Consider the following 19,355-nt stretch of genomic DNA (forward strand, 5'->3'; position numbering starts at 1 on the left):
TTCTCGACCTGCACCTACCCGTTACCCGTTCCGGTGCGGCTGCCACACCCACGGGCGCCCCTGCCCCGGAATCCGAGGGCTTTCCGCGCCGGGCCACAGCTGGGGCCGATCGGCCCATCCGACGGGACGTCCAGGACCTGCCGTCCGGCCGGCATTCCTTCGACGCTGGAACTGAACCAAGTCCACGGAGCCCCGGTACGAGGCTGAGGAGCACAGCGTCATGGTCCGTTACGTGTACGACTTCCACGAGGGCGGCCGTGCCATGGCCGACCTGCTCGGCGGTAAGGGCGCGAACCTGGCCGAGATGACCCGGCTGGGCCTGCCGGTGCCACCCGGTTTCATCGTCACCACGGAGGCCTGCCGGGCTTTCCTGGTCACCGGCGCCGAACCGGACGGCATGTCGGAGGCCGTCTCCCGGCACCTGTCGACCCTGGAGGCCGGCACCGGACGGCTGCTGGGGCAGCCGGACGACCCGCTGCTGGTGTCCGTCCGCTCCGGAGCACGCTTCTCCATGCCGGGAATGATGGAGACGGTCCTGGACATCGGCCTGACCGACGAATCCGTCCTCGGTCTGGCGAAGGCCTCCGGAAGCGAACGGTTCGCCTGGGACTCCTACCGCCGCCTCATACAAATGTTCGGCAGCACGGTCATGGGTGTCGACGCCGGGCTCTTCGAGAGGGCCATGCAGATGTTGAAGGAGATCCGCGGTGTCTCTGACGACGTACACCTGGAGACGAGCGATCTCGCCGAACTCGTGGACGTGTACAAGAACCTGATCCACGACGAGACCGGCGAGGACTTCCCCCAGTCCCCCGCCGAACAGCTGCGCCGGGCGATCCTCGCCGTCTTCCAGTCCTGGAACGGTGAACGGGCCCGCCTCTACCGGCGGCGTGAGCACATCCCCGACGATCTGGGCACCGCGGTCACCGTGCAGCGCATGGTGTTCGGCAACCTCGGCGCCGACTCGGGCAGCGGCGTCGCCTTCACCCGCGACCCCGCGACGGGCCGCACCGGCTTGTACGGCGACTACCTGACGAACGCGCAGGGCGAGGACGTCGTCGCCGGCATCCGCAACACCGTGCCTCTGACCGAGCTGGAGCGGCTGGACCCGAAGTCGTACGGGCAACTGCGCGAGCACATGCTGACGCTGGAGCGGCACTACCGGGACCTGTGCGACATCGAGTTCACCATCGAGCGCGGCACGCTGTGGATGCTGCAGACCCGGGTCGGCAAGCGCACCGCCGAGGCCGCGTTCGCCATCGCGGCCGAGTTGACCGACGAGGGGCTCATCAGCGCGGACGAAGCCCTCACGCGGGTGAGCGGGGAGGGACTGGCCCGGCTGATGTTCCCGCGCTTCGACACCTCCGCGACCGGCGACGCGCTCGCCCACGGCCTGCCGGCCTCACCCGGTGCCGCGGTCGGTGCCGCGGTCTTCGACTCCGCGGAAGCCGTACGGCGTGCCGCGGCCGGTGAGAAGGTCGTCCTCGTACGCCAGGAGACCACCCCCGACGATCTGCCCGGTATGGTCGCCGCCCAGGCGGTGCTGACCAGCCGGGGTGGCAAGACCAGTCATGCCGCCGTCGTGGCCCGTGGCATGGGCAAGGTCTGCGTCTGCGGCGCCGAGGAACTCACCGTCGACACCCATGCCCGCCGCTTCACCACCCGTGGGGGCACCGTGGTGGAGGAAGGCGCGGTCCTCTCGGTGGACGGCTCCGCCGGTGCCGTGTATCTGGGCGCGGCCCCGCTCGTCGACTCCGTCGTCATGCGGTACCTGGAGACCGGTCTGCGCGACGAACGGTCGGAAGAGGCGGTCGCTCCGGTGGCCCGCGCGCTGGAACAGGCCGACGGCGTACGGCGGCTGGAAGTGCGGGCCAACGCCGACACTCCCGAGGACGCCGCAAGGGCCCGCCGGTTCGGCGCCCAGGGCATCGGGCTGTGCCGCACCGAGCACATGTTCCTCGGCGCGCGCCGCAAGCTGGTCGAGGAGATGATCCTGGCCGACACGGACATCGCCCGCGACCGTGCGCTGGACGCGCTGTTGCCTCTGCAACGGCAGGACTTCGTCGGCATCCTGGAGGCGATGGACGGCCTGCCGGTCACCATCCGCCTTCTGGACCCGCCGTTGCACGAGTTCCTGCCCGACCACACCGACCTCGCCGTCCGCATCGCCACCGCCGAGGCCCGCGGCGACCTGCCCGACCCGCACGACACAGCCTTGCTGGACGCGGTGAACCGCATGCACGAGGAGAACCCGATGCTGGGCCTGCGCGGTGTGCGGCTCGGCCTGGTGATACCTGGCCTGGTCGCCATGCAGGTGCGCGCGATCGCCGAGGCGGTCGTGGAACGCAAGCGAGCCGGAGGCTCCCCCGAGGCGGAGATCATGGTTCCGCTGGTCGGTGCCGTCGAAGAGCTGCGGATCGAGCGTGAAGTGGTGGAACGGGTGCTGGCCGAGGTCTCCCGCGAGACCGGCATCCCCGTACAGTGCCCCGTGGGCACCATGATCGAGCTGCCGCGGGCCGCGCTCACCTCGGGCCGGATCGCCAAGGAAGCCGAGTTCTTCTCCTTCGGCACCAACGACCTCACCCAGACCACGTGGGGCTTCTCCCGAGACGACGTCGAGGCGGCATTCTTCTCCGCCTATCTCGACAAGGGCATCTTCGCCACCTCCCCGTTCGAGACCATCGACCGCGACGGCGTGGGCCGACTGGTCGAGATCGCCGTCGCCGAAGGCCGTGCCGCACGGCCCGACCTGAAGATCGGCGTCTGTGGCGAACATGGCGGAGACCCCGAGTCCGTCCACTTCTTCCACTCCGCCGGACTGGACTACGTCTCCTGCTCGCCGTTCCGCATTCCGATCGCCCGTCTGGAGGCCGGCCGGGCGGCGCTGGTGGGCACAGAGGCCAGCGACAGCAGGTGAGGCGGTGACCCACCCGGCCCTGTTCCAGGGCCGGGTGGCCTCTGGGCCGGGGCGGACGCACCTGTGCCGTTTCGCGCTACGGCGCCTGCGAGCGACGATGCATCACGGCAAGCGTCCACCAGGTGCGGGCCCGCCTGCCCGATCACGTCCTCGTAAACAACCTCGGCATCGGGGAACTTCTCGCACAACGGGCGCAGCGTGTCCGTCAGCCTCTGCCGTGTCTGCCCGGTTGGAACTGCCTCCACCGATGTAGCCGTGGACCACGCGAAGGACGGCATCGGCCGCCACGCAGGTCAACGACCGGAGCGGCGCAGCCAAGCCTCGAACGGCTGGACCCATCTCGTCGTCACCGCGTACACCCGACCCTGCCTCGCCCGCCCGCTCGCCGAGGACCTCCGCCACGCCATCCCTGCGAACGGCCCTCCGAGCCCGGCTGCCGCTCGTGAAAGCGGCGTGACACCACCACTACAGCGACAGCCCACCTACGACACGGAACACGAGGAGTGAGACGTATGACCAGGGTCGTGCGGCTGGCCCGCAGCCAAGTCCGGCCCCAACCACCGGATAGGGACCGGACGCGACGCGTGTGGCATCGGCGCCGGTGCCTGATGCTCAGGTCGGCAGATCCACACCATGCGTGGTGTGGCCCCCAATGAGCTCACGCCCGGTGACCAGCTCTGGTTCGATACGGACGAAGACCTCATCCGGCCAGGGCGCCCACGAGCGCGGGCCGGTCCGGGTCAGCCGCGCGTGTTCAGCGGGGTCGGTCACCACCGTCGCCTCCCCTGTGACGACTACGCTCCAGCCAGAGCGCGTCGACGCATCAACCTGGTCGACCTCGAAGGCGACCACCGTGCCGTCGATCGCGTGCACGAGTTCTGAAGCCGCCGAAGTGCGCAGCAGCACTGCGCCATCGCTGTCCAGACCGAAGTTGACCGGCAGCACCGCGGGCAGGGCATGACGTGTGTGGACGATACGGCCGACGGGCACCTTCGCCATCAGGCGCAGGCACTCCTGCCGCTCGAGTTCACGGAAACCGTCATTGGGGTACATCAACCAGTCCGTCTTTCGCCTGAAACAGCGGTATTGAGCGTGTGACTCCCATCCTCCGCCGGGCCAGGGATGAGGATGAGCGGCCATCAGTCCCGGCCATACCGGAGAACGGCCCCGTCAGACCGTGATCCGGCGCCCGGTGATCTCCTGAGGGGCGATGCGCACCCACAGATCGCGCCGCCCTCCCGCCCAGGGCGTGCTGTACGCCCGCTTCTCCAGGTGGCGTACGGCTTCGGGGTCGATCACGACTTGGGCGTGGCCACGAACCAGGACGCTCCAGCCCTGGCTGAAGGCATCGTCGATGCGATCGACTTCGAAGGCGGTCATGGACTCGGATGCCTGGGACGGTGTCGCGCCGGAAGTGGTCCTGAAGACGATCGCGGCGTCGATGACGCTGTAGTTGACGGGGACGATGACCGGTCCCGAGTCGGCCGGCACCCCGAGTCGTCCCACCCCGTGCGTCGAGAGCAGCTCCCAGCACTCAGCTGTGCTCAGTTCGGTGAACTTGGGCTGGCGAGCGGCTTGACCACCGCCGGGCGGCAGCTCGACGTTCCCGCCGGTGAGCTCCGACACCGTGGTTTCCAGGGCTCCGGCCAACCTGCGGAGGGCGCCTGCGTCCGGTGCGGCGTCCGGGTGCTCCTCCAAGTGCCGGAGGTAGTCGGGCGCCATACCTGCCCGAGACGCCGTCTCCCCACGAGTGAGCCCGAGTTGCGCGCGCCGCCCAGCGACGCGGCGCCCCAGGTCACCGCGCGGCAACCCCTCCGCCGCTTTCACCGCATTCGAGGGTGTCTGTTCGACCATGACCCTCACCTCCTCTCGTCAGGCCGCCTGGACAGGGACGACCTCATACTGCTGCCCACCCAGTACGCCCTTGGGCGCGCCGGTCTCGGCGGCCTGGGTGAAGTCGTTGTACGCCTCCCCCAGGCAGGCGAGACGCATCTCGGCCACGTCGCCCTGACGGACGGGGAAGGAGAGCAATGGATGGCCATCCTCATCTGCCCAGCTCTCCTCCGTCGGAGCCAGGCCTCGGCGCCCGCCGGTATTGCCCGCAGGTCCATCTTGTCCGGACACATTGGACACCGCTTGGGCCTGTCGGCCCTCATCTCGCTGCCAGACGGGGCCATTACGAGCTGAGGACCACGGAACCTGGTCGATCCAGGAGTCGTTCAGTACCTGATCGCGACCGGCCTGCCCATGCCGTGGGGCGTGGCTACAAGTCGAGGACGGCGCGCGGCGCCTGGTCGACGCGGGCCATGGTCTCGGCGGGGACGGTGCCGCGGCGGGTCGCCCACCACGATGGAGATGGCGGTGTCCGGGTAGCGGCCCGCGGGGTGCAAGACGATCGCGAGCACCGCGCCGTAGGCCTCCTCCAGTCCGGCCAGGGAAACGATCAGAACGTCGCGGCCGTCGGCCAGGGTCCAGAGCTCACCGCGCCTCACCGCAGGGCGTCGCCTTCGCCCGCCAGGTCGTCGCCGAGGCCGAGCGCTGCCAGTTGGCGCGCGGCGTCGAGGGTGGCCTGGCGGCGGGCGGCGCGCACCACGTAGGCGTTGAGACTCACCCCGGCCGCCTCGGCACCGGCCCGGACCGAGGGCGCGAGTTCCTCCGGGATACGCAGGGTCATGTCTACGGTCATGGCCCCAGGTAGCTACCGAGTATTGGTGGCGAAAAGTGGTGGCATGAATCGGGGCATGGGAGGGGGTCCGGTACTCCAGGTTCGACGCTGCACCGGTATGAGAACCGTCCTGCTCCAGCCACCGCCACTCACTCCTCGTAGTGCGGAAGGATGCCACCGTTCTTGACATAGGTGAGGGCGGCGGTGACGTCGTAGGCGTGGATGGCGGAGACCAGCGGTGCCAGCTGGTCGAACAGGCCCCGGATCACGTTGCCGCTGAAGAAGGCGTCCCGGGCTGCGGTGTCGGCGAACCCGAGGATGAGGGAGGCGTGGAAGCGCTGGTCGCGGGGGTTGTCGTGGGCGACGTTCGGGGTGTCCCAGAGCTTTTGGATCCAGGGCAGGAACGTCTGTGTGCGCAGTTCCTTCAGCACTCCAGTGGCGGCGAGTGCGGGGGCGAGCTGCTTGTTGACGAACTTCCGGAACCCACCCGCGCCGGTCCCGTCTCTGCGGCGCAGGTAGACCAGGACGCGGGCACCGACCCTCTCTTCCGGTCCGGCGACGTCGTACCAGCGCGATGAGTTCGGCGGGCCGGCGTAGAGAAGGGTGCGGCGGAACACGTTGATCTCGTCGGCGTAGGCCAGCTTCGTCTGCTTGCGCCCCTGCAAGGGCGCGAGCACCGATCGGAAGGTGACTTCCGCGACGCCGTCGATCTTCCGGTCGACGGGGATCGAGGTCTCCACTCCGCCGGTCGCCGGCCACCGGCCCGGGTTGTGCTCGGCGAGGTGGATCTGGCGGTACTCCTCCAGGCCCGGAGTGGCGGAGATGATCCCTGAGTGCGGGCCCTTCCAGTAGTCCATGCCGGTCTGGCGGGGCTGGTCGGTGCGCACCCACAACAGGATCGAGGAGGTGAAGTGCTTCTTCACGTCCAGTTGCACGACGGCCGGTTGCATGATCATGGTGTTGCCCTTCTCTTCCTGGTCAGGCGGCTATCGGGCGAGGAATTCGACCGCGACCGGGGTGAACTCCTCGTAGTACTGAAAGATGGCGCCGTGCCCGGAGTCGGGGTAGATGATCAGCTCGCTGTCCTTGATGCGCCGGTGCAGTTCCCCGGAAAGATTGGAGGGGACCATGCGGTCGTTGTCGCCGTTGGCGATCAGCGTGGGCTGAGTGATCTTCGACAAGTCGTCGGGGGTGGAACGTCCCCACTTCTTGATCGCCTTCAGCTGCGTCCGGAACGCCTTGGTCTTGATCTTCGCGTCGCGGTCGGCGGTGCGCTCCTTGAGCCGGTTGACGAACGCGCGCGCGGCGGTCTTGCCGGTCGCGTTGCGGTTGAAGAACAGGAACTCCTTGGGGTCCGACCGGGTCAAGGTGGCACGCAGGATGTCCCAGTACGTGGTGCGGGCAACCTTGTCGATGTCCTTGCCGCCCTTGGGTCCGGTGCCGGTGAGGACGAGTTTGCGGACGAGTTCGGGGTGCTTGACCACCAGGGCCTGGGCGATGAAGCCGCCGAGGGAGAAGGAGAAGATGTCGATCCTGTCGAACCCGAGCGCCGAGATGAAGGCGTAGGCGTCGTCGGCCATCGCCTCGATGCTGTCCGGCACCTGGCCGGTGGAGGCTCCGACACCGCGGTTGTCGAAGGTGATGACGTGACGGCCCTTGGCGATGGTATCGATGATGCGCGGATCCCAGTTGTCCAGGGTCGCGGCGAGGTGGACGAAGAAGACGACGGGGATGCCGCCCCGGGGCCCCAGCTCGCGGTAGGCGTAGGTGACGCCGCCGGCGGTGATGGTGCGGGCCGGGGCCTTCGCGTAGGAGGTGATCACGGGGTCGTTCGAAGTGGCGTTGGGGCTCACGATGGCTTCTCCTTGCTTCCTCTGCGCCGGTGCGGTGTGCTCCGTCCGTCGCGGTCGTGGCGGGGCCGGTAGCCGCCTGTGACGCCCCGCTTTTGCCGCGAACGCCACCCTGGTACAGGGACTGCCACGTCTCCGGGCCCTGCCCGAAACCGGACACCGTCTCCCGGTCGGACACCCCGCGCCGTGGCCGACGCAGGCTGTGACCTGGCGAAACTGATCGCCGCTGGCGTGCATGAACAGGAACTCGTACATCTCGCCGTGCTTCTTCGCGTGCTTGCGGATCTTGCCGCTGAGACCGGCGACGACCGGGGCATCAGCGGTTGAGGCCGGCACCGCGGGCTGACACGGGTGGAGGGGACCAGCGATCACGATGGCTTTACCGGCGGGCTTGAGCACCCATAGGTGCTGCTCCACTTTGTCCCCGCCGAGGTTGTCCGGCACCCGGTCGTGGCCATCCAGGTGACGCGCGAAGGCCTGGTCGCAGTGGTCGATCACCTTGCCGACCCTCGACCTCGCTCACGAAGCCCGTGCTCGAGCAGTCGACGGTCGTGGCACCGAGGCGCTTGGCGGGCTCGAACCGGCCCCTGCCGATGCCTTCAGCGTAGGAACCTTCTGCCCGGGCTGCCCCCTCCCCCGCACTACCCGCGCATGCCATGTCGTGGGCGTCATCAGCGGCCGCGACCCCGCCTCCTCCATGCTGACCAGACCCGTCTCCGGGCTGAAGGCCACGCACTCCTGTGCCTCCGTTAATGACAGTGCCCGCGACATCGTTGCGAGCATCGGCGGCCGCTTGCCGGGCAGACCTGCGGGAACGCGCCCGCGCGGGCCATCTCGCCTTTTCACCCAGAGGCCAGCCGACCACGTGCTCGTCTCCCTGCTGCCGGACGCCGAGGGCCACGACGACGTCACCCTGCTTCCGGCTGTGACCGGCCTTTGGCAACAACCGCCGTACACCCCGCTCGGCCGACGGAGGCCTGAAACCAGGACACGACCGCCGCACCGCGGGCGAAACTCTCGACGCACACAGTGAGGCGGGCGTTGGAAGAGTGTCGTCATCAACCGGGCGCACCGGCAACGACACCGTCCCGACGACCGGTCACCAACTGCTGACCGCCGACCCGACCCGCCTGCTGAACCGGACCGGACACGCATCACCAGGCCAAGCGGTCAGTCAGGGGAACCTGACGAAGCAGAAGGGAAGCGCTCGCTTCTGCAGGGCAAGGACTTCACGGATCGTGCAATCGAGCAACGCAGCGGCTGTGGAGATCTCTGCCGGGAATGACCGCCCCGTGTGGAGCGGTACGTCGGCGTTGAAGGAGACGGGCACACCGCGTTCGATCAGCGTCCGTACGGGATGCTGATCGATGTGCCGTACTGCGCCCAGCGCTTCGTTGGAGGTCAGCGATACTTCGACGTGGATTTCGTCCCGCGCCAGCCGGTCCACCAGTGCCTTGCTCGACGCGGCGGCGATGCCATGACCTATGCGCTGCGCCCCCAGTCGGTCCACTGCTGCCCAGATGTGCCGATCGGAGCCGAATTCTCCGGCGTGGACAGTCACCCCACGTCCGACCGCACGCGCCGCCGAGCAGAACGCCTCGAAGCGATCGACGTCCGGATGCCTCCTTTCGTCGCCGGCCAGATCGACCCCGACGAAGGTGGAGGGCAGACGAGCCAACGCGCCGACGCACTGTTCCAGCGTCGCGTCAGGGCAGTCACGGTTCACCAGCAGAACGGCTCGTACATACGGGTCGCGTACGTCGCCGAGAACTCGGTGCGTGACGGCGAGAAAGTCTTCCAGTGAGAGCCCGTCAGTGAGGAAACGCCTGGGCGACACGCGCAGTTCGACGTAGTCGACACCCTGGGCGCTTTGCTCGGCATGCACGTCTTGCAGGAACTGTCCGAGATCGTGACCGCTGACCTGGATCCGGTCGGGCGTGTCCACCCGGTGGGCGTTGAAGAACGCCTCACCGGAACTGGGCCGCCGAGCCGGTAGACCCATCGAGCGGCGCTTGCGCTCTTCCGGTTCCAGATGCAGGTGCAGATGCGGTATCACGTCGGCTTCCTCAGTAACGCCTTGATCCAGCGCTGGATGTCCGAGGAGGAGTCCAACTCGTCCTCCGACCAGGTTCTGAGCACCTCAAAGCCACTCTTCTCCGCCAGGCTCCGCAGACGGTCCGCCCGGTAGAAATAGAAGTGTCGTCTGGGCGAGCCGTCTCCGGCCATCGGCAGCGCGATGTGCCCCTCCCCATCCTTGACCGAGATCTGTGCCATTCCCCCGGGCCGCAGCACACGGTGGAACTCCTGCAGGGACCGGAGCAGTTCCGCCGACGGCAGGTGCAGTAGCACGGCCGAACACCAGACCGCCGCCACACATCGCGCGGGAAGCGGCAGGCTCCGCACGTCGCCCAGGACTGGCAGGGTCCGGTCGTGGGCCGGCGCATGGGACAGCAGTGACAGACTGGCGTCCAGTGCCAGCACATGTTTCCCCCGCTGCGCGAACCTCAGAGCGTCGCGCCCGGCACCCGCCCCGGCATCCAGCACGAGCCCCTCGACCGCCCCAGCCAGTTCGTCGATCTCGCCGGGGAGGGCAGAGCCCGGTGCGAACGACGCCGTCCGACGGGCGTAGGACTCGGCCGCGCTGTCGTATGCCAGCACCGTTTCCTCCATGGGGCCGAGAGGTCGCGACTGCTGCGCGTTCCGTAAGGCCGCGGTGGTCCAACGGGCATTCCCCAGGAAAGGGAATGCTGCCCAGTCCCACAGGTCGGGTTCGTTGAGCAGGCCGGCCCACACGCGTCGCGCGTACTGCGAAGGCAATTTCGGATCGATCAAGAGATGGCCCTCGTCCTGTTTCCAGGAGCAGTAGTAGTAGTTGCTGTGCCGCGCGGCCGCGGCCGCCAGTCCCGCCGATATGGTGATGCGCCGACTTCCCGGAGCGACGAACGACTTGGGGTCCATGCCCGGCTCCAGCGGGAACAAGTGGAGATGCGCATGGGTGACACACGAACCGCCTCCTCCGCTGCGCGCCCCGGAGGAACCGTGCTCTACCAGGACCACCGCCCCGCCGAACGCACGACGTATCAGCTCCGCGGCTCGCCACGCGGTGCGGAACACGTGGGCGCGTTCACCACGGGGTAACTCGCCCACGCTCAGAACGTGATGGTGGGGCACCACCAGTGCGTAACCAGGCGCCACGCAGCCTAACCCGGACAGGACGTCAGCGGCCCGGGTGCGCAGCACGAGCCGGGAGAAGACCTCCTGCAATCCCGGCAGGCGCGGGTCCCCGGTCGCCGCGCCCCCGCTCCAACGCACCTCGTCGCAGAGCTCGCAGGGGCCGTCGGCATCCCTCCTCCTCACGGCCCCACCCTTCCTCCAGAGGCGCTCCGCCGTTGCCACAGATAGTCGAAAAGCATAAGTAATAGGGGAACTACGAGCGACATCAGGAATTCCGATACGGACAGGCTCCCGCTGATCAACAGTCCCAGCGGGATACCTGTGGCCACGACGGAAACCAACCACAGTATCGCAGTGAGCCGTTTCGTCCGGAGCCAGTCCCGCAGAATGCTCCGCACCAGCAGACCTCGCGAGAAGCGCCGTCCCACGTCCTCGTTCTGCAAGATCACACAACCGGGAAACAGAAGCGACGCCCGACTGTGCGGCGTCGTAAGGATGGTCGACCTGGCCAGCGTCAGCGCGTTGACAAATGGCCAGACAGCCCATATGGACGGCCGGGTCGGGCTGCGTGGAAGTTCCCACACTCCGCTTTCCTGCTGCGTATCCAATATTCCCTGAAGCGCTTCGAACACTTTCGGCTGAAGCGGATCGACCACACCCGCCGACAGCAGGGCACTGAGAGCGAGGGGCCCCGCGAAGTGCGGCAGCGAGTTCTGGAAGACGACGGTCGCGCCTGCCTGGACGAACGGCACGTCGTACTCCTCCACCGTGGTGCTCCGTTCGACATGGGTCCCAGGCCTGAGTCCCTCCAGCAACCACTCCGTAGTGCGACGGATGGTGTTGACGCTCAGCGCGCCCGGAATACGGGTCAGAGCCATGAGAGCCCAACTCGTGTGGACCAGGGTGGGCTCAGCGCCGGCCAGCGGGCCCCAGGCGGGCACCTCGGGGTTCTGGGCATCGATGAGCCAACGCTGCGCCTGGGCCAGCGCAGCCCGGTCCCCGCCGCACTCGTCGAGGGCCAGGACAGCGAGGGCGGTGTGAAACACACGCGAAGGCTGTCCGGCATACGACCCCCAGCCGGAGTCGACGTTCTGGTTCTCCCTGATCCACTCGGCACCGCGCCGCAAACTCGCACCACCACTGAGTAAGCCCACGTCCGGCCTACTCAACGCACGAACCACCCACGCTGTGGCCTCGAGTATGGGGAATCCATTTGTCGTTCGCACAGACCAGCCACCGCTTTGCGGATTTCCCGAACTGGTCTGCTGACCGATCAAATAGTCCAGCACCTCAGGAGTCCTCTCGAAGACAACCCCTGGAACACTGAAGGTGAACAGGCCGACAGCGGATGCAGTGACACCTGGAAGGGGATCGTCCAGATAGTGGTACCAACCCGCCGCCCCGGAATCAGACCGGAAATTCCGCCGCAGACAAGTATGAGCACGGTCGATCGATTCAGTTAACGCAAACCCGTCCAGATCGGCCGTCGACCGCGCCATGACATCCCCCTGAAGCACCGCGGAACTGCTCTCGTGCCGCCATGATGCCCACCGGGCAGCGGCATGATTCGCCGTTTTGCAGTCGACAGGCCTCAAAGGGCCCCGACCGAACAGCTTCCGGCCACCCTCGCGGAGACATGGTCGCGAAAGCGACGGTCACCCAGGCGATCGGTGTACGGCGATGCCAGTGCCCCCAGGACCAAAGACAAGATGATCAGAGGCAGCCGCGCTCATGGGCCTGACGCAGACACAGCGGCATGCAGCGGCAGCTCATCGTCGTCGTGCATCCCGGGCCGACAACGGGCGCGGGCTGACGGAACCGCCCATCGTGAACGCCTCCACCTCCTGCGCGAAGCGAGTGTCACCGAAGAACAGCTCGCCCGGCTGCGCTCCCCCGCCGGACTCGGCCTCAGAGCCCGTATGCCCGGCCCGGGACTTGCGCTCCCCTTCGAGTACCTGGTGGAAGGTCGCCAGCACGTGAGGACGAGCAGGGCGGCGGTGACTCCCTGGAGATCCGGGCGGCGATCAGCGCACCGGCACAGGTACCGCAGTTGATGGACCAGGGGACGACGACCAGGTCGCCGGGGCGACGGCGGTCACGGCGCCGCCGGTCTCGACGACCTGGGCTACGCACTCGTGGCCGAGTGCGATTGTCAGGTCGATGCAAGCCGTGCCCGGCCAAGATGAAGGAGTCCACGTAGCAGGAGGACGCGGCCATGGGAGCCCTGCTCTCAGGTTGCGTCAGCGGGCGAAGAACACCGTGCCACCGGCCGACGGAGCCATGGTCGGCCTCCTCGGTCACTGCGCTCATTCCAACTCCGCCAGATCTCCTGGTTGGCGAGCGCCGTATCAGACAAAGGGCAGCACGAAGATCATCAAATTCTTCCAGCCCCGCCTGGGGAACCCGCTCCTCGGCTCCGACGCTTCTCGTGTGCGCCAATGGGCGAGAGTCTTTCGGCTGGCGACACAGCGGGGATGGTCGGCCCCCAGCACCCGCGCCATGTCCTCGACCACCTCGGTCAACGCGACCACGGCTCTGGCAGGATCTCCCGCTTCACCTTGCCACTCAGCCAGGGTTTCCCGGGTGATGAGAGTGGAAGGATGCTCGGGGCCCAGCACCTGGACCATGTCGTCCAGGAGTTCGGAAAAGGCCGTTGCCGCCTTCGCCGCATCCCCCGTCTGCCCCCCACGCATAAGCAAGGTTGGCTCGGGTGCTGAGAGTGTGCGGGTGGGAGGGTCCCAGTATCCGGATCCGGTCTTCGAGGAGTTCGGCGAAAGCGGCAGCCGCACCAGCCACATCACCTGCCTCTCCTCGCCACCGGGCAAGGCTGTTTCGGGTACTGAGGGTGTGCGGGTGATCAGGTCCAAGAACCCGGGTCCGGTCTCCGAGGAGCTTGGCGAAAGCGGCAGCCGCACCGGGCGCGTCCCCCGCCTCTCCCCGCCACCGGGCAAGGTTGCTCCGAGTGTCGAGGGTGTGCGGGTGATCGGGTCCAAGAACTCGGGATCGGTCTTCGAGGAGTTCGGCGAAAGCGGCAGCCGCACCGGCCACATCACCTGCCTGCCCCCATGAGTAGGCAAGATTGTGCCGCGCGCCCAGCGTGTCCGGATGGTCGGCGCCCAGAACACGCTCCATGTCGTCCCGCAATTCGGAGAAGATGGCTGCTGCCCCGACGGCGTCCCCGCACTGGCCTGTCCAGCGGGCCAGACCGTACCGGGCGGTGAGGGTGTCCGGGTGATCGCGGCCAAGCCGATTGGCCGTGCTGGTGACGAGCCGACGGTGGTAGTCCCGGGCAGCGGTGACTTGGCCGCATTTGCCAAGGCTGCGTCCAGCGCGGAACAACACCGCATGGGCGCGCGGTCGATAGATCCCGTCCTCGGCGCAGGAAGCCAGAGCGGCCGTGTTGTCGCGCAGAAGCCTGGCCAGGGAGGTATCGCGCTCGACATACGGCCAGGTGGCTGCCAGAGCGTCTGCGGCCGCTCGGGCGGCGTCATCGCGGTGCGGACCGGTGAGTGAGTCACGGACGGCTCGTTGGACAAGCTGGTGTACGCGGACTTCGGCAGCCACGGCGTCGGTGGGGCGGTCCATCAGGCTCAGCCGACGCAAGATACTCAACGACGTCAGGACGTCCCTCTCAGAGAGCAATCCGTCAGTCGTGGAGGGTGCTGCGCTCGGGCCAGCGACTGCATCCCCCGAAGTGGAGGCTTGAGCCTCGTCAAAAGACGCTGGCGTGCGGGATGTGCCCCGGTGCCGCGTGACGTAAGCCCGAGCCGGTGCGCTGACCAGAACTGCATCCGGGACACCATTGCCGTCCAGGAACGAGGCGAGTTGAAGCAGAGGGCGGGCCAGCCCCACGGGCCGCAGCGCGTCAGCTCGTTCGATGGACAGGGCCCACGTCGCGGCCACAGCCTCCCGTTGTCCGTCAGGTCGGCGGGCGGGCGCGGTGTCGTCCAACGCGGTGGCGCGGTCCGAGAGGAGCCGACGGTACCGGACGCAGTTCATTCCCACGTCGGAGAGTTCGGCGACATAGGCAGCGGCCTGGGACAGTGCCAGGGGCAGGTGTCCCAGGTCATGCGCAAGAGCGGCGACCTCTTCGTGCGGTTCGGCCAAGCCGTGGGTTGCGAGGACAGCGTTGAGGTACGCGAGCGATTCCGCGGGAGAGAAGACTCCGACCGGAATGAGCTGACGGTCGGCCAGCAGAGCGGGCTCACGGCTGCGAGTGGTGACGAGCGTAAAGCCAGTGGGGCTGGCGGGCGGCCACAAGCCGCGAAGGTGGTCCGGGTCGGTCACGTCGACGAGAACGACCAGCCAGCGGCAGGGGCGCTGGCCGGCCTTGGGCTCCAGCCAGGCCAGGAATGCGGTGGCAGCCTGATCCGCATCGACAGGGGATGTGCTCCCCAGCAGCTCCGTCGCCGCCGCCGCATAAGAAGAGATGACGGCGGATGCTCCGGCTGCCGCCACCCACACCAACACGTCCAGCTCACCGCTCTGCCAGACCGTCCGCGCGTAGCGAGCAGCAAGTTGAGTCTTCCCCGTCCCTCCTAAGCCGGCCAGGACGGCTGTCGGCGTGGCAGACGCGACACCGGTTGCGCCCCGCAGTATGAGGGCACTGTTGAGGAGGACGGTCTCAGCACGCTCTTGGAAGCCCGCTGCCTGTGCGGGGATTGCCCCGACTTGATGCGGCCACGCGGCCGCCGGTCGGGATGGCTCATGGTAGTGAGCGATCTTCCCTGTCACCGGGCCATGAAACGTGCTGCGGCGGAAGTCGAATCCGTCACCGCCGGAGCCGGTACCGCCCTGCGCCGTGCGGTCCCCCGTTCCGCGTTGCTCCATCAGCCACTCCCTCGGGCTGGGATGACATTCCTCTTCTACCCTCGCTGATAGCCAGGGAAGCCAACGGGCTGTGCCCCCTAGTGTGGATGCGCGGGCAACGCATTGGGCGTGATTCGAAGTCCCGGAGTCGTTCCGACCCCGTCGCCGTCTGTCACGCTGCCCCGTCCTCACCCGGCTCATCAGCTCGCGGAGCTACTCACCCCCGCCCTGCCGCCGACCGGACAAGGCTTGCTCGTCCCGCGCCAGCCGACCGACCTATGCAGACGCGGCACCAAGGCAGTGATCCCGGCGCAGGAAGGAGCAGGCCGCCAACCAGAGGAAGAAGGGCTCCGGCGATGGTCTGCTCGCCAGCCCCGACGCCAGCCTCTACAACGACCAGAACACCGTCCAGCGCCTGCTCAACAAGCTCAGGGCCGGGGCGAGGCATCGCACCCGACACGACAACATCCTGGACTGCTACCTCGCCGGACCCACCTGCACCCTCGAGGATCTGGATCAAGACTTCGCTCCGGCCAACCATCGACCATGACTCAGTACGCGCCCTGAGCGAAGCTGCGGCGAGACACGGCAGCAGCACCCACACGGCGTGAGGACTGATTCGCGCCGTCGGCCGACCAAGCCGACCCGGTATACATCAGGCGCGTGTTCACGCGACGGTCCAGTAGTGGAATCAGGTGCTCGGCCACGTGCTGAGTGCCTGGTCGGCGACGCGATGCATGTCCTCGCGGCTGGCGCCGCCGGCGGCCTGCACGGCGAGGCCCTGCCCGACAGTGTGCACATAGCGGGCGAGCGTCTCCGGGTCGGCGGTGGGGGGCAAGTCACCCTCGGCCTGGGCCTGTTCGAACCGTTTCCGCAAGGCGGCCACTCCGGCCTCCCGACGTTCGGCCAGGTCGCGGCGGACCGGCTCACTCTCCGGGCCGGCCGCCAGCGCGGACTGCACCAGCAGGCAGCCGCGCGGGCAGCCGGGCGCGGTGTGGGCCTCCACGCCTCCGTGCAGCATCGCCTCGGCCACCTGCCGGGCGGTGGGTAGCTCAAGAGCCGGGGCCACGAACCCTCCCGGGCCTTCCACATAGCGGTCGACGGCCTTGCGGAACAGCTCCTCCTTGTTGCCGAAGGCGGCGTAGATGCTGCGCCGGTTGATCCCCATGGCCTCGGTCAGCGCGGCGAGCGAGGCGCCCTCGTAGCCCTCGGCCCAGAACAGCCGCATGGCCACGTCCAGCGCCTCGTCGGTGTCGAAGGACCGGGGCCGTCCCGTGCTGGGCATCGAAGCCTCCTTGAGAAAAGTTCGCCGCTACGGAAGGAATCCCGTGGTTGCCCAGGTTAGTGTCATCATGCATATAGTAACCGATCGGTTCGGTTCGTAAGTGAAGTGTTGAAGAGCCTGGAGACCCCCTTGTGAGCACCCAGTCCGCCCCCGGCGCCACCCAGTCCCCCGTACGACCACCCCTCGAAGGCAAAATCGCCCTGGTCACCGGCGGGTCCCGAGGCATCGGTGCCGCGATCGTGCGCCGCCTGACCGCCGACGGCGCCCAGGTCGCCTTCACCTACACCAGCGCCAAGGAACAGGCCGACACCGTGGCCGAGGCCACAGGCGCCCTGGCGATACAGGCGGACAGCGCGGACCACGAAGCCGTCCGGGCCGCGGTCGGTCGCACCACGAAGCATTTCGGCGCACTGGACATCCTCGTCAACAACGCCGGCGTCTCCCACGCCGCACCGATCGAGGACTTCCCGCTGGAGGAGTTCGACCGACTCATAGCGGTCAACGTCCGGGGCGTGTTCAGCGCCGTCCAGGCCGCCACTCCCCACCTCGGCCAAGGGGGCCGCATCATCACCATCGGCAGCGTCATCGTCGACCGGGTCCCCTTCCCCGGCGCAACCGTCTACGCCCTGACCAAAGCCGCCGTCGCCGGCCTCACCCGCGGCCTGGCCCGCGAACTCGGTCCGCACGGCATCACCGTCAACAACGTGCAACCCGGCCCCACCGCTACGGACATGACCCCTGTCTCCGGCCCGTACGCGGAATCCCTCAAGCAGCTCATGCCGCTCGACCATTTCGCCGAGCCCGCCGACATCGCCAGCGCCGTCGCCTATCTCGCCGGCCCCGAAGCCCACTTCATCACCGGCGCCAACTGGAACGTCGACGGCGGCATCGCTGTCTGACCGCCCACCCGGCGGCCGCACTCCCCTGCACGTCCCCGCGCTCGCGGTCGGCGCAGAGATCGCGACCGGCGCAGGCCACCGGCCTCCAACCCCATCGCCGCCCACGACGGCACCCACCACCACAAAGGACGCACCATCATGAACGCTTCCACCACAGCTCCCGCGGCCGTCGGGTCGGAGGAGCCGCTCAGCCCCGGCTACGACGCGGCGACCAGGGACGACGCCGAGTTCAACCAGCTCTTCCGGCACGGTTTCACCACCATCGACGACGTGCAGATGCACTACGTCATCGGCGGCGACGGCCCGCAGGTCATGGTGCTCCTGCACGGCTGGCCGCAGAGCTGGTACGAGTACCGCCAGATCATGCCCTCGCTGCTGCCCGGCCGCACCGTCATCGCCATCGATCTGCCGGGCCTGGGCGACTCGACCGGAAACCCGTCCTCCAGGGCCAAGGCGGTCCTGGCCACCTACGTCCACAAGCTGCTCGAACACCTCGGCCACCGCGAGAACGTACACGTCGTCGCCCACGACTTCGGCGTCAGCGTCGCCTACCCGCTGGCCGCCCAGTATCGCGATCAGATAGCAGGCCTGTTCCTCATGGACTACGGCCTGACCGGCAAGAACCTGAAGTTCGCCACCATCGAGTCGATGTTCTGGCACTTCTCCTTCAACAAGCAGCGTCCCCTCGCGGAGGAACTGGTCACCGACCGGGTCGAGACCTTCCTCACCCACTTCTTCCAGGGGATGAAGACCGCCGGCGAGAACATCTCCGCCGACGAACTGGCCGAGTTCGTCCGGCTGTACTCCCGCCCCCAGGTCCTGCACGCCGGCTTCGAGCTCTACCGGACCGAGACCCAGGACGAGGCCGACAACACCAAGCTGCAGGAGGCCCCGCTGACCATCCCGGTCCGCATGATCACCCAGGCCGGCCTCGCCGACATGGTCCTGGCGCCCCTCCAGGACGCCGCCCCCGGCGCCACCTCCGCCGACGTTCCCGGCGCCGGGCACTTCCTCCTCCACGAAGCACCCGACCGCGTCCTGGCCGAGATCAACGCCTTCTACCCCACGGCCTGACCGACTTCGAGAGCCGGCACACCGAGGTGAGAGGAAAACCCCTGATGAACAGCCAACCCACTTCCGCCCGCGATGTTCCTACCCGCGTGTTCGCCGCCTTCGACGCGGGCGATATCGATGCGCTGGACACCCTGGTCTCGCCCGATCTCATCGACCACAACCTGCCCCCAGGGGCTCCCTCGGCGATCGAGGGAATGAAGGGAATGGTCGCCGCCATGCGCGACGGGTTCACCAACCCCCACCACGAGATCGTCTACCAGGCCGAGACGGACGACGGCTGGGTCGTCTCCCAGTGGGTGATCACAGCGACCCACACCGGCCCTTGGTTCGGACTGCCCGCGACCGGCCGTGACGTGACCTGCTCCGGCATCGACCTCGCGCGGGTGGTCGACGGCCGGATCGTCGAGATCCGGCACGTCGAGGAACTGCTGCAACTGCAGATGCAGATGCAGCTCACCGACTGAGGCAGCAGCAGGGACTCGTCAGCGCGGCGTGAGCCGACCAGACAGAACCCCCGGCGAAGGGTCGAAGTGGATCGCCCCATCGACCCTTCGCCGGAGGCGACTCCCCATCCCGCAGGGCACAGAGATCTGGCAGGTCGCCGATTGCGGCTCGATCGACAATCCGTCCGCATTCCAGCGGTTCGCCAAATACCGCGCCGAGCGCGCCCGTAAGGGCCAGG

The 19,355-nt window shown here is 68.0% G+C and carries 17 protein-coding genes and 1 pseudogene; 6 read left to right on the forward strand and 12 right to left on the reverse strand.

The window, feature by feature from the left end:
- Positions 1-220: 220 nt before the first annotated feature.
- Complete coding sequence (gene ppdK, locus ACIOHP_RS29495) at positions 221-2,917, forward strand: pyruvate, phosphate dikinase (RefSeq protein ID WP_401892167.1); 2,697 nt, start codon at positions 221-223, stop codon at positions 2,915-2,917.
- Positions 2,918-3,529: 612 nt separating this feature from the next.
- Here the strand turns inward: ppdK and ACIOHP_RS29500 are convergent.
- The 6 genes from ACIOHP_RS29500 to ACIOHP_RS29525 all read right to left on the reverse strand — a co-directional run bounded on the left by ACIOHP_RS29500 (position 3,530) and on the right by ACIOHP_RS29525 (position 7,435).
- Complete coding sequence (locus tag ACIOHP_RS29500) at positions 3,530-3,970, reverse strand: pyridoxamine 5'-phosphate oxidase family protein (protein WP_361552145.1); 441 nt, start codon at positions 3,968-3,970, stop codon at positions 3,530-3,532.
- A gap of 117 nt (positions 3,971-4,087) precedes the next feature.
- Positions 4,088-4,771, reverse strand: coding sequence for a helix-turn-helix domain-containing protein (locus tag ACIOHP_RS29505; protein ID WP_401892169.1), 684 nt, complete (start codon positions 4,769-4,771; stop codon positions 4,088-4,090).
- 18 nt (positions 4,772-4,789) lie between these two features.
- Positions 4,790-4,948 (reverse strand): hypothetical protein, encoded by a 159-nt coding sequence (locus tag ACIOHP_RS29510; RefSeq protein WP_401892171.1) that lies wholly within the window; start codon positions 4,946-4,948, stop codon positions 4,790-4,792.
- A 457-nt stretch (positions 4,949-5,405) separates the two neighbouring features.
- A complete protein-coding gene (locus tag ACIOHP_RS29515) occupies positions 5,406-5,603 on the reverse strand; it encodes a toxin-antitoxin system HicB family antitoxin (RefSeq protein WP_401892173.1) in 198 nt (65 codons plus the stop codon).
- A gap of 128 nt (positions 5,604-5,731) precedes the next feature.
- Positions 5,732-6,538, reverse strand: a complete 807-nt coding sequence (locus tag ACIOHP_RS29520; protein ID WP_401892174.1) for a strictosidine synthase — start codon at positions 6,536-6,538, stop codon at positions 5,732-5,734.
- Between the two features lie 30 nt (positions 6,539-6,568).
- Positions 6,569-7,435, reverse strand: coding sequence for an alpha/beta fold hydrolase (locus tag ACIOHP_RS29525; protein WP_401892176.1), 867 nt, complete (start codon positions 7,433-7,435; stop codon positions 6,569-6,571).
- Positions 7,436-7,618: 183 nt separating this feature from the next.
- Here ACIOHP_RS29525 and ACIOHP_RS29530 point away from each other — a divergent pair, with 183 nt between their 5' ends.
- Positions 7,619-7,759, forward strand: a complete 141-nt coding sequence (locus ACIOHP_RS29530; protein ID WP_401892177.1) for a hypothetical protein — start codon at positions 7,619-7,621, stop codon at positions 7,757-7,759.
- Between the two features lie 847 nt (positions 7,760-8,606).
- On the opposite strand, the gene ACIOHP_RS29535 is transcribed toward ACIOHP_RS29530, so the two are convergent.
- Together ACIOHP_RS29535 and ACIOHP_RS29540 are read right to left on the reverse strand one after the other, a co-directional pair.
- A complete protein-coding gene (locus ACIOHP_RS29535) occupies positions 8,607-9,488 on the reverse strand; it encodes an adenosine deaminase (protein WP_401892178.1) in 882 nt (293 codons plus the stop codon).
- Entirely contained in the window at positions 9,485-10,390 is a 906-nt protein-coding gene (locus tag ACIOHP_RS29540; RefSeq protein WP_401892180.1) for a class I SAM-dependent methyltransferase, read from the reverse strand. Before ACIOHP_RS29540 ends, ACIOHP_RS29535 begins: the two co-directional genes overlap by 4 nt.
- A gap of 33 nt (positions 10,391-10,423) precedes the next feature.
- On the opposite strand from ACIOHP_RS29540, the gene ACIOHP_RS29545 reads away from it, so the two are divergent.
- Positions 10,424-10,570, forward strand: a complete 147-nt coding sequence (locus ACIOHP_RS29545; RefSeq protein WP_401892181.1) for a hypothetical protein — start codon at positions 10,424-10,426, stop codon at positions 10,568-10,570.
- 215 nt (positions 10,571-10,785) lie between these two features.
- Here the strand turns inward: ACIOHP_RS29545 and ACIOHP_RS29550 are convergent, their stop codons facing one another.
- The 4 genes and pseudogenes from ACIOHP_RS29550 to ACIOHP_RS29565 all read right to left on the reverse strand — a co-directional run bounded on the left by ACIOHP_RS29550 (position 10,786) and on the right by ACIOHP_RS29565 (position 16,700).
- Entirely contained in the window at positions 10,786-12,105 is a 1,320-nt protein-coding gene (locus tag ACIOHP_RS29550; protein WP_401892182.1) for a prenyltransferase/squalene oxidase repeat-containing protein, read from the reverse strand.
- Between the two features lie 538 nt (positions 12,106-12,643).
- A pseudogene (locus tag ACIOHP_RS29555) lies at positions 12,644-12,916 on the reverse strand (alcohol dehydrogenase catalytic domain-containing protein); the annotation flags it as partial.
- A 255-nt stretch (positions 12,917-13,171) separates the two neighbouring features.
- The gene (locus ACIOHP_RS29560) at positions 13,172-15,436 is read right to left on the reverse strand and encodes a tetratricopeptide repeat protein (RefSeq protein ID WP_401892184.1); all 2,265 of its coding nucleotides are present in this window, start codon (positions 15,434-15,436) and stop codon (positions 13,172-13,174) included.
- A gap of 670 nt (positions 15,437-16,106) precedes the next feature.
- Positions 16,107-16,700: a TetR/AcrR family transcriptional regulator gene (locus ACIOHP_RS29565; RefSeq protein ID WP_401892185.1), complete on the reverse strand. Its 594-nt coding sequence runs from the start codon at positions 16,698-16,700 to the stop codon at positions 16,107-16,109.
- Positions 16,701-16,831: 131 nt separating this feature from the next.
- Here ACIOHP_RS29565 and ACIOHP_RS29570 point away from each other — a divergent pair, with 131 nt between their 5' ends.
- From ACIOHP_RS29570 to ACIOHP_RS29580, 3 genes are all read left to right on the forward strand, one after another.
- The gene (locus ACIOHP_RS29570) at positions 16,832-17,599 is read left to right on the forward strand and encodes a 3-oxoacyl-ACP reductase family protein (RefSeq protein ID WP_401892187.1); all 768 of its coding nucleotides are present in this window, start codon (positions 16,832-16,834) and stop codon (positions 17,597-17,599) included.
- Positions 17,600-17,737: 138 nt separating this feature from the next.
- Positions 17,738-18,673 (forward strand): alpha/beta fold hydrolase, encoded by a 936-nt coding sequence (locus tag ACIOHP_RS29575; RefSeq protein ID WP_401892188.1) that lies wholly within the window; start codon positions 17,738-17,740, stop codon positions 18,671-18,673.
- Positions 18,674-18,717: 44 nt separating this feature from the next.
- Positions 18,718-19,137, forward strand: coding sequence for an ester cyclase (locus ACIOHP_RS29580; protein WP_401892189.1), 420 nt, complete (start codon positions 18,718-18,720; stop codon positions 19,135-19,137).
- Positions 19,138-19,355 lie beyond the last annotated feature (218 nt).

Source organism: Streptomyces sp. NPDC087859 (assembly GCF_044742595.1).
In the GTDB taxonomy this organism is placed as follows: domain Bacteria; phylum Actinomycetota; class Actinomycetes; order Streptomycetales; family Streptomycetaceae; genus Streptomyces; species Streptomyces canus_F.

What these genes read in the sequence shown, in the direction of transcription:
- ACIOHP_RS29560 (WP_401892184.1), bottom strand. Translation starts at nt 15,436, where the DNA reads ATGGAGCAACGCGGAACGGGGGACCGCACGGCGCAGGGCGGTACCGGC.
- ACIOHP_RS29565 (WP_401892185.1), bottom strand. Translation starts at nt 16,700, where the DNA reads ATGCCCAGCACGGGACGGCCCCGGTCCTTCGACACCGACGAGGCGCTG.
- ACIOHP_RS29550 (WP_401892182.1), bottom strand. Translation starts at nt 12,105, where the DNA reads ATGGCGCGGTCGACGGCCGATCTGGACGGGTTTGCGTTAACTGAATCG.
- ppdK (WP_401892167.1), top strand. Translation starts at nt 221, where the DNA reads ATGGTCCGTTACGTGTACGACTTCCACGAGGGCGGCCGTGCCATGGCC.
- ACIOHP_RS29500 (WP_361552145.1), bottom strand. Translation starts at nt 3,970, where the DNA reads ATGTACCCCAATGACGGTTTCCGTGAACTCGAGCGGCAGGAGTGCCTG.
- ACIOHP_RS29545 (WP_401892181.1), top strand. Translation starts at nt 10,424, where the DNA reads ATGGGTGACACACGAACCGCCTCCTCCGCTGCGCGCCCCGGAGGAACC.
- ACIOHP_RS29575 (WP_401892188.1), top strand. Translation starts at nt 17,738, where the DNA reads ATGAACGCTTCCACCACAGCTCCCGCGGCCGTCGGGTCGGAGGAGCCG.
- ACIOHP_RS29540 (WP_401892180.1), bottom strand. Translation starts at nt 10,390, where the DNA reads ATGGACCCCAAGTCGTTCGTCGCTCCGGGAAGTCGGCGCATCACCATA.
- ACIOHP_RS29505 (WP_401892169.1), bottom strand. Translation starts at nt 4,771, where the DNA reads ATGGTCGAACAGACACCCTCGAATGCGGTGAAAGCGGCGGAGGGGTTG.
- ACIOHP_RS29515 (WP_401892173.1), bottom strand. Translation starts at nt 5,603, where the DNA reads ATGACCGTAGACATGACCCTGCGTATCCCGGAGGAACTCGCGCCCTCG.
- ACIOHP_RS29520 (WP_401892174.1), bottom strand. Translation starts at nt 6,538, where the DNA reads ATGATCATGCAACCGGCCGTCGTGCAACTGGACGTGAAGAAGCACTTC.
- ACIOHP_RS29580 (WP_401892189.1), top strand. Translation starts at nt 18,718, where the DNA reads ATGAACAGCCAACCCACTTCCGCCCGCGATGTTCCTACCCGCGTGTTC.